Annotated in this window: 13 protein-coding genes; 10 read left to right on the forward strand and 3 right to left on the reverse strand. The window is 42.2% G+C overall.

Features of this window, described 5'->3' with window-relative positions; all coding sequences use genetic code 11:
• Positions 1-180 precede the first annotated feature (180 nt).
• The 9 genes from QXD64_08295 (at position 181) to QXD64_08335 (ending at position 6,512) form a co-directional block, all read left to right on the forward strand.
• Complete coding sequence (locus QXD64_08295) at positions 181-324, forward strand: DUF5679 domain-containing protein (GenBank protein MEM3397307.1); 144 nt, start codon at positions 181-183, stop codon at positions 322-324.
• Positions 325-475: 151 nt separating this feature from the next.
• Positions 476-730 carry a hypothetical protein gene (locus QXD64_08300; GenBank protein MEM3397308.1) on the forward strand — a complete coding sequence of 85 codons (255 nt, stop codon included), beginning with the start codon at positions 476-478 and terminating at the stop codon, positions 728-730.
• Positions 731-743: 13 nt separating this feature from the next.
• A complete protein-coding gene (locus QXD64_08305; GenBank protein ID MEM3397309.1) occupies positions 744-1,445 on the forward strand; it encodes an ATPase domain-containing protein in 702 nt (233 codons plus the stop codon).
• Positions 1,420-3,393 carry an ATP-dependent DNA helicase gene (locus QXD64_08310; protein MEM3397310.1) on the forward strand — a complete coding sequence of 658 codons (1,974 nt, stop codon included), beginning with the start codon at positions 1,420-1,422 and terminating at the stop codon, positions 3,391-3,393. The genes QXD64_08305 and QXD64_08310 overlap by 26 nt, the downstream gene beginning before the upstream one ends.
• Positions 3,394-3,436: 43 nt before the next feature.
• The gene (nadC, locus tag QXD64_08315; protein ID MEM3397311.1) at positions 3,437-4,273 is read left to right on the forward strand and encodes a carboxylating nicotinate-nucleotide diphosphorylase; all 837 of its coding nucleotides are present in this window, start codon (positions 3,437-3,439) and stop codon (positions 4,271-4,273) included.
• A gap of 3 nt (positions 4,274-4,276) precedes the next feature.
• Positions 4,277-4,696, forward strand: a complete 420-nt coding sequence (locus tag QXD64_08320; protein ID MEM3397312.1) for a hypothetical protein — start codon at positions 4,277-4,279, stop codon at positions 4,694-4,696.
• An 87-nt stretch (positions 4,697-4,783) separates the two neighbouring features.
• Complete coding sequence (locus QXD64_08325; GenBank protein MEM3397313.1) at positions 4,784-5,005, forward strand: LSM domain-containing protein; 222 nt, start codon at positions 4,784-4,786, stop codon at positions 5,003-5,005.
• Positions 5,006-5,011: 6 nt separating this feature from the next.
• A complete protein-coding gene (locus tag QXD64_08330) occupies positions 5,012-5,986 on the forward strand; it encodes an NDP-sugar synthase (GenBank protein MEM3397314.1) in 975 nt (324 codons plus the stop codon).
• Positions 5,967-6,512: a DUF367 family protein gene (locus QXD64_08335; GenBank protein MEM3397315.1), complete on the forward strand. Its 546-nt coding sequence runs from the start codon at positions 5,967-5,969 to the stop codon at positions 6,510-6,512. The genes QXD64_08330 and QXD64_08335 overlap by 20 nt, the downstream gene beginning before the upstream one ends.
• Positions 6,513-6,547: 35 nt before the next feature.
• Here the strand turns inward: QXD64_08335 and QXD64_08340 are convergent, their stop codons facing one another.
• Positions 6,548-10,861, reverse strand: coding sequence for a CARDB domain-containing protein (locus QXD64_08340; GenBank protein MEM3397316.1), 4,314 nt, complete (start codon positions 10,859-10,861; stop codon positions 6,548-6,550).
• Between the two features lie 90 nt (positions 10,862-10,951).
• Here QXD64_08340 and QXD64_08345 point away from each other — a divergent pair, with 90 nt between their 5' ends.
• Positions 10,952-12,076 carry a glycosyltransferase family 4 protein gene (locus QXD64_08345; protein MEM3397317.1) on the forward strand — a complete coding sequence of 375 codons (1,125 nt, stop codon included), beginning with the start codon at positions 10,952-10,954 and terminating at the stop codon, positions 12,074-12,076.
• On the opposite strand, the gene QXD64_08350 is transcribed toward QXD64_08345, so the two are convergent.
• Complete coding sequence (locus tag QXD64_08350) at positions 12,071-13,201, reverse strand: M20/M25/M40 family metallo-hydrolase (GenBank protein ID MEM3397318.1); 1,131 nt, start codon at positions 13,199-13,201, stop codon at positions 12,071-12,073. The two genes, QXD64_08345 and QXD64_08350, sit on opposite strands and share 6 nt — an antisense overlap.
• On the reverse strand, positions 13,137-13,988 hold the full coding sequence (locus QXD64_08355; protein ID MEM3397319.1) for an HD domain-containing protein: 852 nt from the start codon (positions 13,986-13,988) through the stop codon (positions 13,137-13,139). Before QXD64_08355 ends, QXD64_08350 begins: the two co-directional genes overlap by 65 nt.
• Positions 13,989-14,194 lie beyond the last annotated feature (206 nt).

A 14,194-nucleotide genomic window follows, 5' to 3' on the forward strand; every position in this document is an offset into this window, starting at 1 on the left:
GCCATAGGGGTGTAGGCCGGGAAAAAATCAGTAGGTTTCCCGGTAGTATGTCCACATCAATTCCCTTTCTAATGGTTTTTTGGGTAGTAGTGAGTATCTAGCTTTTCCAACTTCTTCGGAGATACTGCGGACATAGTTATCTTTAAATACCCCACAACTATGCTCGCCATGGTGAAAAACATGGTGGAAGCTTACTGTGTTAAATGCAGGAAAAAGGTGGAAATGAAGGATGCCCAAAAGGTCACCATGAAGAACGGGAAGCCAGCAATGCAGGGTGTCTGCCCGAATTGCGGCACAAAGGTCTTCAAGATAGGATCTCAGTAAAAACTCTTTTTCGCGCACAAAAATTCTTACATCTCTCTGTTCTCTTTTCTTTAGTTTTTACTGCCCATACTTAGGATGTCAGAAGCACTCACTCATTCCATTTTTAAAAAAGGTTATATATTGCATTGACATTAAAGAACATCGGTGAAATATGACCACAGACCTTGATTCAGCAATTGAGGAATATCTCAGAATGATGTTCGGAGATATGGTCCGAGCTACAATCAAAATGCAGAAAAAGAAGCTTGGACTTAACGGAAAAAGTGACCTTTCTAGAGATGAATACCTCAAGCTAGCAGAGGAAATTCGAAAAGTATGCGCAGGTATGAGCGGAGAAGAATTTGCTGCAAAAATTTATGATGGACTGATAAAAATAATTGAGAAAAAATCGAACCAGGCATCATAATGGGGTGTAAATTATGGATAGAATTCCAACATTCATAAAAGGGCTCGACGAAAAAATGGAAGGAGGTATCCCAATCGGACATGTCGTCCTTGTAAGTGGGGTAGCAGGAAGCATGAAGACCCTGCTGGTGCTCCATACCCTCTATGAAAATGTGATGCGAGGAAATGGAAAAGCCCTTTACATTTCCCTTGAAGAAAAGCGAAATTTGATTCTACGTAGAGCGGGAAAAGTAGGAATGAAACTAGCTGAAATTGAAGATAAGTTTGCAATTATCGACTTGGGGTTCTTGAGAAAGCAGCTGAAAGAGTTCCCAAGCGAAAAAGTGGACTGGCTCGAGTCATTGATTAATCAGATTAAAACCTTTAAGCAGGATATCGGATTTGATTATCTCGCTCTAGATTCGCTTAACGCACTCTATGCAATCTCCGACATGAAGAATCCAAGAGACCAGCTGTTTTACTTTTTCGAAACATTAAGAGATATGAATCTCACCGCCTTTTTAATCACAGAAATGCGTGGCGAGAACAGCGAGTATGGCCAGTATGGCGTAGAAGAGTTCCTTGCAGATGGCATTATTCACACAGACCTCCGCAGAATAAACAGCGTTATGAACCTATTTGTTGGCGTTGTGAAGATGAGAGAAACCAAACATGACAGAAAATATTATCCGCTCGTGATCACACCTAACTTTGAATTTGAGATTGTGGCCAAGTAATCTTATGTACTCTTTCCCCTACACTCCTAGAGAGAACCAGAAAAAAATTGTGGAGGTTGTGGGAAATGTCCTTTCTTCAAGGGGGCATCTGTTGATTGATTCTCCAACTGGGAGTGGAAAAACTGTAGCTGTACTCGTTCCTTCTGTGGAATATGCACTCAAACACGGAAAGAAACTACTTTACCTAACAAAAACCAACACCCAGCAACAACAAGTTTTCAAAGAACTGAGAAAGATACGAGAAAAAATAGAATTCACAGCCGTTGGACTCCAGGGAAGGGTAAACCTTTGCATGCTGTTCAGAGAGTTCGAATCTGCAGTTTCTGAAGAACTAGCCAAGCTCTGCAGAGATAGAAAGAAACACACATTGAAGAGTTTAACAACAGCTAGCACTAACACCGAGATTTTTTTCGTGGATGAGGAGACCAGTAAGATACTCGAGGTTTCTGAGGGTTGTCCATTTTTTGCAAATTTGCTCACTACTGAGAGTCCCGAGTTATGTTTTTCAAAGCAAGTGAACAGTGTTGAGGATGTCTACCAGTATGCCAAGGAACACAATATCTGTGCCTACGAATGGATAAAAGCCAATTCAAGAGATGCTGATGTAATTGTAGCTCCATACGCTTACTTTTTCATGCCACACATTCAAAGAGCTTTGCTTACCTGGTGGAATGCACGAATTGAACAACTAATCGTTGTCATTGACGAAGCCCATAATCTGCTGGATTACTGCAGAGAATTGCAGAGCATTGAGTTAAGTAAATTTACTGTGCATACTGCCATAAACGAGGCAGAAGAAATGGATAACCCAGTACTTGGAAGCTGTGTCCCCGCAGCCGACTTTCTTAAAGTGATTGAAAAAATGTTGGAAGAGTGTGCTGAAGAATTTGCAAAAGAAGAGGAGGGCTTTGTGCCCCCCGACTATGTAGAAACCTACATACTTTCAAAACTGAAAATTGACACAAACAAGCTTAAAACGATTGTTCTAGACCTACTACAGCTAGGTGAGATTTACAGCGAGAAAAAAAGACTCGCGCGAAAACTTCCTCGCTCCTATATGCGTGCAGTTGCTAGCTTTATACTCTCATGGTTTTCAATAACCGGGGAGGAATATACTAAGCTTGTAAGAGGAGGAGATAACCCTGAAATTATCGGATTCTGTCTAGATCCGGGTGTGGCTGGACTCCCACTCTGCTCAGTTCACGCAAGCATACACTTATCAGGAACACTGGCACCTCTTGTAGAATACAGGGACAGTATGGGCCTTCCGAGGGAGAGAACGACGTTGCTCTCTCTCCCTTCCCCATTTCCGAAGGAGAATTTGCTTCTGCTATATGACCCGAGTGTTACAACAAGATACGAGGAAATTTCAACATTTCCAGAAATTCTTGCCCATATTGGTGAAAAACTCGTGGAAATCTGCAACGCTACTGAAAGAAACATGATAGTATTCTTTCCAAGTTTTGGGCTGCTTGAGAAGTTCATAACCTCTGGAATTGAAAACAGGATTGACAAGGACGTTTATGTGGAGAGTAGAGAACTCACCAGCGTAGAAATGGGAGCCATAATTGAGAAGTTCAGAGATTGCACGAGGGCAAAGGTAATGTTCGCAGTTGCAGGAGGCAGGTTAAGTGAAGGCATGGATTTCCCAGATAAACAGTTGGAGGTTGTTGTGATTGTTGGAGTTCCCTATCCAAAACCCTCAGCAAGACAGAAGGCACTCCAACTTTACTATGACATGAAATTCAGGAAGGGCTGGGAATACACTGTGCATGCACCCACTGCAAGAAAGATGCGACAGGCGATTGGAAGATTAATAAGAAGTGAGACAGATAAGGGTGTGGCGGTCATTCTAGACCGCAGAGCAGTTCATTTTTCTGACTTCTTAGAACATCTTCAGAAAACTGCGGAACCAAGTGAAGACCTCAAAAAATTTTTCGGAGATTGAGAATCCCAAACCTTTTTTACTGCCGATGCTATTTCCTCCTATTATGAATGAGTTAAACATTACAGATGAAGAAATTGAGGAATATTTGCGAGAAGATGCTCCTTTTGGTGACATTACCAGTGCTGCCCTTTTTTCAGGTAACCGCTACGCAAAGGCATATGTGCATTGCAAGGAGGCTTGTGTAGTTGCTGGCACCGATGAAGCAAAACGCATTTTCGAGCATCTTGGATGCAATGTCACTCTCCAGTATAAGGACGGAGAGACTGTTGATAAATTCAGAAAAGTGCTGTTTGTGGCGGGAGATGCTACCAAAATTTTGCTTGGGGAGCGACTTGCTCTTAATTTCCTTATGAGAATGAGCGGAATCGCCACAATGACTGCAGAGCTCGTAAAAATGGCAATTGAGGTTAATCCGGAAGTTAGAATTGCTGCTACACGGAAAACAACACCCGGATTTAGAAAATTTGAGAAAAAAGCCGTGATTATAGGTGGTGGAGATCCGCACAGGTTCTCGCTCAGTGATGCAGTGCTAATAAAAGAAAACCATATTGCAGTAATTGGCGATCTGGAAGAGGCTGTGAAACTGGCAAAAAAAGCATCTTTCACCAAAAAGATTGAGGTAGAAGTGCGAACAATTGATGATGCTGTGATTTGCGCGAAATTAGGTGTGGACATTATAATGCTGGATAATTTTAAAATCAGCGATGCTGAGGAGGCCTACAAAAAAATCAAAGAAATCAACAGCAGGATTCTTGTGGAGGTCTCAGGTGGGATAAATAAATCAAATATAAAGAAATATGCAAAGTGCTGCGATGTGATTTCTGCGGGAGCGCTAACACATTCAGCCCGTGCAATAGATTTCTCACTTGAGGTTGTGTAAAAGATGAAAAAGCAAAAGAGGAAGCTCTCTTCTATTCTAGCTTACATAGGAGGATTTTTATTAATAGTTGCTGGCTATTCTGCCCACAATGAATTGTTAGAGGAAATCCTGAGCTATCTAGGGTCTTTAGAGATTGGTGCTCCTTTTGTAAGCATATTCTTAACCATCCTTGTGCTTTTAGGGGCACTCGGAGGATTTACGGTCGTTGCTGGAGGTTACTTAGTTGCTAGGAATCATGTGAGGATTGGAAGTTTTCTCATCAGTACTGGCTCTGGTTTTGGGATTATTGAACTGCTGATTTTTCTTGCAGTCAAATACAATGTTAATCTCTGGAAGGGATTCGAAGTTTTTGTTGGGTCTGTGTTTGGTATTGGAATCATTTTGAGCATAATTTCAAGGGCAATACTCGGAGATTACCTCTAAATCTTTTTTCCAAGCATTCCTGCGTTTCTTCCGCACCTTCCAAAACATTTAAATTATCCGTATATTTGGGAGTATGCAGTGATTACCATGGTGATGCCGCTAAACATACTGGAAAAAACAATGAACAAACGTGTGGCTCTCTTGCTAAAGGACAATAGGATCATAGAAGGCAAGTTAATTGGCTACGACGAATATATGAACATGGTGCTGGAAGACACAGAAGAAACAAACCAGGGGAATGTCCGTAAACTAGGCACAATTATACTCAGAGGAAACAACATTGTAACAATCATGCCTAAATCCGAATGAGGGAAGATGGCAAAAACTGCAGTCATTCTGGCAGGGGGATTGGGTACAAGACTAAGGCCCTTGACATACACCACGCCAAAGCCACTATTACCAGTTGTAAACAGACCAATGATTCTTCGCCTCATCGATACTTTCCCTGAAGATGTAAGTAGGGTTGTAATTGCAGTAAGTTACATGGCTGAAAAAATTCGAGAATTCTTTGAGAAAAACGATTGTGGGCGTGAGGTTATTGTGGTTAATGAGACCACACCACTTGGCACGGGTGGAGCCATAAGAAATGTGAGAGAATATCTCACAGATACTTTCTTTGTCTTCAATGCTGATAACTTTTCATCGCTTAACCTCAAAGAGATGGAAAAATTCCATATCAAGCATGGGGGAATAGGGACGATTGCGCTCTGGGAAGTTGAAAACCCAGAAGCATATGGAGTTGTAAAACTAGATGTAGATAATAGAATCCTTGCTTTCAAGGAGAAACCGAAACTCAGCGAAGCTCCATCCAGAAAAATCAATGCGGGGATGTACATATTCAAAAAGCAGATTCTGGAGTTCATACCCGAGGGAGAGGTTTCACTTGAAAGAGCAGTTTTTCCATCTGTTCTTGATCATGGTCTCTATGGCTTTGAATTTCAAGGATACTGGATTGATTGCGGCAAACCGAAAGAATTCCTTGACACTAACCGATTTTTACTTACTCATGGTCTTGGAAAAATCGAATCTCAGATCGAGGGCTACCTGCTTGAGCCAGTGGCTGTAGGTAAAAACTTGAGTGGAAAGGGATACACGCTTGGACCAAATACCTGCATAGGTAACAATTGCACAATCCACGAAGGAACAATAATTACTGATTCCGTCATATTTGACGATGTAATTATCGGGAACAATGTGAAGGTAGAGAGGAGCATAATTGGAAACAATGTGAAAATTTCTCCAGGGCAGGTAATAATAGACAGGGTTGTTGGTGACGGTGAACAGCTCTAAACCTAAAATTTACATCGTACACATGGACGAATGCGACCCGAAAAAGTGCACTGCAAGGAAAATGGAGAGGTTTGGATACGCAGATAACTTTACAATGAATGCTAGATTTGGTGTTCTGCTAACACCATTTGCCCAAATTGCATTTTCTCCTGAAGATAGAGAAATCTGTCTCGAAAATGGAATCACGGTCATAGATTGCTCCTGGAAGAAACTCATGGAGATTAAAAAAACCGAGAATATGCCTGACGCTTTAAAAAAAATCCATCGGGTTTTCAGACACACAAGGGTTCTTCCCTATCTAGTTCCTACAAATCCCGTACACTTTGGAATGGGGACAATACTCTCAACTGTGGAAGCAGCTGGTGCCGCACTCTGGATCATCGGGGAGAAAGCCGCGGCTAAACAGGTATTGTCTATCTATACATGGGGAGAAAAATTTATAGAGATGAACTTTGAATTGCTTGAGAGATACTCTAAGTGCCGCAATAGCACGGATGTATTAGCTGTACAAGAGGATTATGTGTGACTTGTTCTTGCTGGAGAAATTACAGGGATGAAGGTTTAATATTTCTTTTTCTCTGCTTTTTTATTTTTTGCTGTCTCCTCTTTTGCCTGCTCCTCATTTTCCGAAGATTCTGAAACTGGCTTCCTTCTTCTGAGAATAATATGTACAAGAAGAAACAAAATCACAACCGCTTCCACAACTGCGATTATCAGCCAGATAAACCATGGATTCATCCCTGCTTCCTCTATCACCACAACGCTCTCTGTTGCTACATTGTTCTGAGTGTTGTTGTCAGTAAGATTTGCAGGTAGATTAACCTCTGCTCTTACCTTTTTTGTGCCTGACGAAATCCAGATGTAGGTGAGATTCAGGGTTATCCCTGAGTTCGGCTCTATAACCACTGTTCTGGTATCGTAGATTGCATCGTCAATGTAAACGCTCAGGTTCACTTCGGCTCTGTAAACACCATTGTTTCTCAGTGTAATCAAAAGTTCAGCTGGTGCCATAACCTTTAAACTCTCTGTTAAAACCTTTACCTCAACACTCACATCGCACACAGCAGTGCTGACCGTGGCATTCAAGAGGTAGCCATTGTTTGTTTCATTTACCTCTCTTATTGCATTCTCCCTGTCAACAATCACAGTCAGAACTTTTGTCCCGGCGTAATCGGGTGTCCATGTGAAGTTTATCTTGGCTGCGACACCGGGATTTAACAACGGTATTCTCGTGCTGGCAATTACATCAGCTCCAGCTAGAATTTCAAGCGAAAAGTTCTCTGCCTTCTCGTGTCCGTTGTTTGTGAGATTTACAGAAACCTGAGTTTCAAAGCCACAGAGTATCTGGGATTCGATGACGAACCCCTCAACTGCAAGGTCAGGTAGCGGCAGAACTTCAAGAGTTTTCGTAGCTTCATTGTTGGCTTCGTTGAGTTCTTTAACCGTGTTCTGGCTGTCCACACTTACTTCAAGCACTTTTATACCTGGCTCAGCCCTCATCTTTGCACTGCAGACTATGTTTTCCCCGACACCCAGCTGAGACACATTGGTTGTAGTCACCACGACACCATCTATCAGGAACGCAACAGTAAAATTACTGGCCAATACATTACCAGTGTTCCACACAGTGACGTTCACGAGGATGTCTGTAGCTTCATCAATTTCTTCTGGTGATAATTCCATCGCCTGCACCACAAGGTCTGGCAACGACGCCACCTCAACGACCTGTGTGGCTTCGTTGTTTTCCTCGCTCAGTTCCTTGACATTGTTTTCTGGGTCCAACCTCACTGAAAGAATGTGTGTGCCTTCAAGCAAGAGGCACTTTTCGGTAATGGTGATGTTTTGACCTGGAGCCAGGGATGGGATTGTGTAGGTTCCAAATTTTGTTCCGTCGATGTAATAAGCAACTGTGATGTTTGTGGCTGTCTCCCAGCCACCGTTATTTATAGTGAGATTTACATATGCATCGGTTCGCACATCAATTTTTTCAGGGGAAACACTCAGATTCTCTATTATCAGGTCTGGCAACGGTGCCACCTCAATTGTTTTTGTGGCCTCGTTGTTGGCTTCGCTTATCTCCCTGATTGTGTTCACAGGGTCAGCTTTGACTGTGATTGTTCTCTGTCCATGCGGTGCAAGGCATTTTCCACTGAAAAGTAAACTCTCATTCGGATTCAGGGTAGAAACTTTGTCCACTTCAAACTCAGCCCCATCTAAATAGAAGCTGACTGAAAGATTGTGGGCCGGTGCTGAGCCGTTGTTGAACACAGTAGCACTTACCATAATCTCAGCAATCTCGTCAATTTCTCCAGGAGTGATAGTTAGGCCCTGAACGACAAGGTCTGGCAATGGCGAAACAAAAATGCTGAACAAAGCTTCATTGTTGCTCTCGTTTGCTTCAGCCACTGCATTCTCGCCATCCACCACAAATCTGAGCAAGTGCCAGCCGGGAGTTGTGTTCATGCTGAAATTGTAGAATGCATAAGAATATGCTGGAACCAATGGGATATAGCCAGCTGAAATTGTGTTGTTGTTTTCAACCACCTGGAAAGCTATGTTGTAAACAGCTACACCACCCAGGTTGTACACTTTGGCAGAAAGATTGAAGTCATGTCCATGCTCTCCAGTTTCGTTCGTTATGTTTGCTGGCGAAATCTCAATGTCTGGAAGAAGCGTGAAGGATCTGGTTGCATAGTTGTTGTTTTCCTCTGTCTCCATCACTTCATGGTCTGGGTCAACGAATACCTCAATCGTGTTTGTTCCAGGCGATGGTGTGAACTGGTGAGTTATGTTGATTGTGGAATTGGCTGGAATCTCTTGGGTGTAGAGGGAAGTTGCAGTGTTGTGCATTACCTTTATTTTTGCTGTAGCATTGACATTACCTAGGTTTGCTATTGTGAGCGTGGCATTCGTCTGACTGCCAGCCACTATCCCTGCTTCCAGCCCGATTGAACCTGCAACAAAATCAGGAAGATTTGCATCCACATAGATTTGCTTGGTTGCATTGTTGTTGGTCTCGTTCTCCTCCGCAATTTGGTTCGCAGGGTCTAAATACACAACGAGAGTGTGGTTACCACCAGAAGCTATCCATTGGGTCTGAACAAATGTGGAGTTCCTTGGTTTTATTTCTGGAATAGTGATGTCCGTTCCGAGCAGAATCCCATCAAGATAAAATCGCACTTTTGGATTTACTGCCTTCCCATCTCCGAGATTGTTTATTTTTGCAGTAATTGTTAAAAGTTCGCCGCTCACTGGTGCCGTGTTTGAAAGCGTGATATTTGTCTCAGAAATCTCAAGGTCTGGCTTTCCTACATAGATGAAAATGGTAGCACGGTTGTTCGTGTTGTTCGAATCCGCTGGATTTGAACTGGAAATTACCACCGTGAGATTGTAGTAGCCCTGCTTTGCAATCCATGTGGTGTTTAATGGAATTGTTGCTCCATGGGCAAGGTTTGTTATTGGCATGGAGGAAATTAACGCTCCACCTTGCTCTGGTGAATTCTCATAGAAGCTCACGGTTGCGCTATCCAGCATATCATAGCCCAAATTCCCAATCTCTGCTGCAAGACAAACAGATTCCCCTTCGTAGGGGTTGTTGTCAGAAACAGAAAAGTTCATGACTGTAGGGTCCACAAACGGCTCATACGAAATTCCAAGTTCTACCGGTGGATTTAGGCCTGTGGTGTAGGCAATGTGGAGCTTGGCTGAACTGGAGAACTCTATCCCCATAGGGAAGCCATAATTGTTGGAAATTCTTGTGAGATTGGTAATTATGTTCTCACTCTCTCCGATCACTGCGAAGTGAGGTCTCATATTATGGTTACCATCAGGATAGTCATATGCTGAAGCAAAGTAAATTCTTTGATCTCTGTAACATGCATATCCAGGTTCTGCAAAAAACCCACTCGGTGTGTTGATTAAGGGTTCAAATGTTTGTTGAATCGCTCCAGACGGCGAGAGCCTTGCCGCCCAGATTCTTGTAGCACTTGAGGAGTCCCACTGGTGCCAGAATAGATGTATTCTCCCAGCTGTATCTACAACAAGTGGGCCATTGGATGACCCATCCCCATAATTCTCCAGACAAACTGGAGCGACTACTGTACTTCCAGTAGTTACATTGAATGAAAGATAATACTCATCTGAAAGCCAGCCCCCACTTGCAACCATATCTCCATAACTAATATGGGCAATTGATTTCTCTCGCTCTATCAATATCCTCGGAAATTCTGCAGACGCATCCCCATTAATATAAAATATTTTTCCAATGTTTCCTCTGTAATTCCAGTCACTCTGAATACCATTTGAATCTATTCTAGTTATCATTGCCCTGTTTGGTTGGCTTCTGCATATTACCACATATATATTCCCATTCGCATCATAATCCATTCCAAATGTAACATCTGTTGCCGTATATACTCCAAAATTACCAATGATGTTGAATGGAGCAAGAAGAATATTGCCATTTGTATCTACCTTCATGTAATAAACATCATAGTTTCCTGTTTCGTTTGATGAGAAGCAAATGTGTAGTGTACCTGTAGCAAAAAGAATCTTCGGGTATTTCACAAACCCAGTGGATGGAGAATATAGCAGAATTTCATCTGTAGCTGCAGTATGATTTGGATAGAATTTTTTGTAGTAGAGGTTCTGTTTTGTTCCCACTTGTTTTGCAAAGACCGTATGGATACAATCTTGAGCATCTATACAGAATGAGAAACTGTTGTCCGCACCTGTGGCTATCTGCATGTATTTGTGACCTGGGAGAAGAGTTGTGCCAAAGAGATTATGCATCTCTACACCCTCGCTGTACTGAAGAACCACAAATACATTCGCAAAAAGCAACACAACTCCAACATAAACTGCAATTTTCTTCATAGATTTACCTCCTGTAGATTGAAGATTAGATACCAATAGATAAAGTTTACTCACAAAATCTATATCACATAGTTGTATATTTCCTCTTTTGTGAAACTTGCGTATGTGAGTAATCATTTCTGGCCAGTAACTGGTGGAATTGAACAGGTGATGTTAGATGTGGCAAAAGAAATGATGAAACGTGGGCATGAGGTAAGCGTACATTGTTCGAACATATCACCAGATTTTAAAAAATTGAAATCTTATGATGAACATGAAGGCATCAAGGTATTTAGATATCCATACAAGCTCAGAATTGGGTATTATACTTCATTGTTTGTACCCCAAATTACTGGCGTTGATATCATCCATTTAAATGGCTTCGGAATGTTGACAAACGATTACCTTGTTAGAAAATACCACAAAAAACTTCCAATCGTGTTTTCAACAATGCATGGTGTCAAAATTCCAACAAAAAAAATCATGAATAAAATTTATCACACACTTTATTTCCACATTATTGGTTTGCACACACTCAAACTTGCAGATAAAATCACCACACTTCAAGAACTGGATATACAACGACTGGAGGGTATGGGAATTCCGAGAAAAAAAATGGAGGATGTACCTCCGTTTCTTCCAGATGAATTGTTAGGAAAGAAATGGGAATTAGAGAATAAACCATTCGAAAGGTATATTATATTCTTGGGTAGATTGCATATCGAAAAATCACCTGTGCATCTTCTCCATGCATTGAAAAAAATTAAGAGAGATAATGTTGGACTTGTTTTTGTTGGACCTGATGATGGAGAACTGGTGAATCTAAGACAAGTATCTGCAAATTTTATGCTGGAAAAGAGGGTGAAATTTATTGGGAAGGTTGATGAGGAGAAAAAATATGGCTTGCTCGCAAATGCAGATCTTTTGGTTTTACCCTCTATGTACGAGGGATTTGGTATTGTCCTCCTCGAATCCTGGGCTATGTCCAAGCCAGTTATTGCATCCCGTGTCGGTGGTGTCCCATACATTGTTAGTGATGGCAAGGATGGGCTGCTTTATGAGTGGGGCGACATAGATGCGCTTGCAAAAAAAATTGAGTTCTTGCTGGAAAACGATGAGGTGCGGAAAAAAATGGGAGAAGCAGGAAGAAAGAAGGTGGAAGAGAAATACACGAGAACAAAGGTTGTGGATAAAATTGAAAGAGTATACAGAGAATTGCTTGAAACAAAATCATAGGTATTTCTCAAGAAAACGCACATAATTTTTATGCACACGTTCAATGGACTCCACATACACAAACTCATCACCTGAGTGCCAGTTTCCACCTGCAGGGCCATAAACTATGGTAGGCCATTGCTCTCCAAACAGATTGAAATCCCCTACCGACTGACCATAAATTATTTCAGAACCCACCAAATCAACAAATTCCTTCACGATTCCAGTTTCTTCTGTGATGTATGGCTTTAGAAACGGCACTTTTCGCTTCACGAAGCCAACTTCCACATTAGATCTGAGCTTGAGATTCTGGATTTTGCGTTCAACCTGGGCCTTTATTCCTTCCTGACTTTCTCCGAGGACATAATGTCTGTCTATGAGAAGCTGGCATTTCTCTGGCACACTCAGGGAGTTGCTTCCACCAGAAATCTTGAGCGGGCAAAAAGAACCAGAACCGAGTTTTTCATGCGTACCCACATCTAACCTCTCAAAAATCTCCACAATTTTGGCAGCATCTGAAATTGCGTTAATGCCAAGCTGTGGCCTTGCGCCATGTGCAGATTTTCCATGCACACTGATTTCAAGCACCACTCTGCCCCTCGCTCCAAGCATCACTTTCTCGTTTGTTGGCTCAGAAATCAGAACAATTTCTGGCTTGCACCCGCTTTCCTTCAGATGCTCTATCAGGCGATAGGCACCCAGAGATTCGCCTTCCTCGTCTGCACAGGCTGTAAAAATGATTGGCAATTTCTCGCTGAATTCTGCAAACAGAGCCATGAAAATGCCAAGCCCTGCCTTCATGTCACAGGCACCAAGTCCATAGAGCTTGCCCTCTCGCTCTACAGCACCAAACGGCTCTTGAGACCAATTCTGCATCACTTCCACTGTATCCATGTGGGCATTCAGAAGCACTGGTTTTCCCTTCTCTTTTCTTCCAAATGCAATCACATTTTTTCTCCCATCCCCTATGTCCTGAAAATAAATTTTTGAAGCAAATGGCTTGAGCTTTTCGTAGATAAAACTGGCAATCTTTTCCTCAGAGCCCAGCACACTTGGAAATTTAACAAGGTTCTTTATTAATTCAACGGCTGGCAACATTTTTATCAAACTCAATTCTTTCAAAGATTCTTTCCCTTTCCTTCGCATCCACTGTGCCTATAACTTCCAGATAATCCTTTATACCCGAGGTCTTGATTTTCGGGCCAAGAACCTCCTGTATCTGGAACAAACCTGCGGAGCAAGTCATCTCAATTTCAATCCGCACAGGTTTCTCAACGCCTTCCTTTATTTTCACGCGCTTTATTGCCAACGCAGAAATTGAGTGAATGTCCACCTTCCCCTTTGAAAAAGGCACTCTGGCTCTTCCATTTGCCATGTCAGTCCCATCACCAATTGTAACACAGCCACCTTCAATGCTTATGCATGGCACAGCCTCATCGTGCGTGTAAATGCACTCGAAAATCGAGGCCTTGAGACGGGCAACCTTTCTGGGCTGGTAGTAGCGAGAAAGGAGTGTATCCAGTACATTGCTCAGAAGCAAAATTCCGTGGTGATAGTGCATATGCCTATGCACTCCATTGCCCACATCATGGAGATAGGTTGCTACAAGAACCACAAGCTGTGCATCTTCGTAAGTGCCAGTCATCTCTCTAACAGTGTTGGGTGAAATTCCTCTTTTGTTAAGCAAATCCAGTATTGAAAGAGCGTTTCTTGTAGCTATTCTAGAATGTGTCAGTCCATGGTCATTGTAGTTGAACCGATTGATGGCTACATTGTTGGCATGGTCTATCAGGCCCTGAATGTATTCATCATGCTCCAGGAATTCAAGCGCATCTAGAGCAACGGGATTTTTTCGTAACTTCTTCTGGATTTCCGAATACGCACTCTTTGCATCCGTCTCAGCATCATAATCCTGATTTTTCTCCTCAACCATATTCTTCACCTTTTTTGAGAATATATAGTATAGTGGAACGAGTATATAAAGATTAGAATACAGGCTAAAAGTTCTGTGAGGGTCATAAAGAATAGCCATTACAAATCTTTATTTGGGAGTGGCATATAAAAACCTCCTTGGGTAGAAAGGAAGCATTCGCAGTGTGTCCCATTTGGAGCAAGATGGGACACCCTCTCTTTTCTAAG

It is taken from the genome of Thermoplasmata archaeon (genome assembly GCA_038874435.1).
Taxonomy (GTDB): Archaea; Thermoplasmatota; Thermoplasmata; order Lutacidiplasmatales; family SKW197; genus SKW197.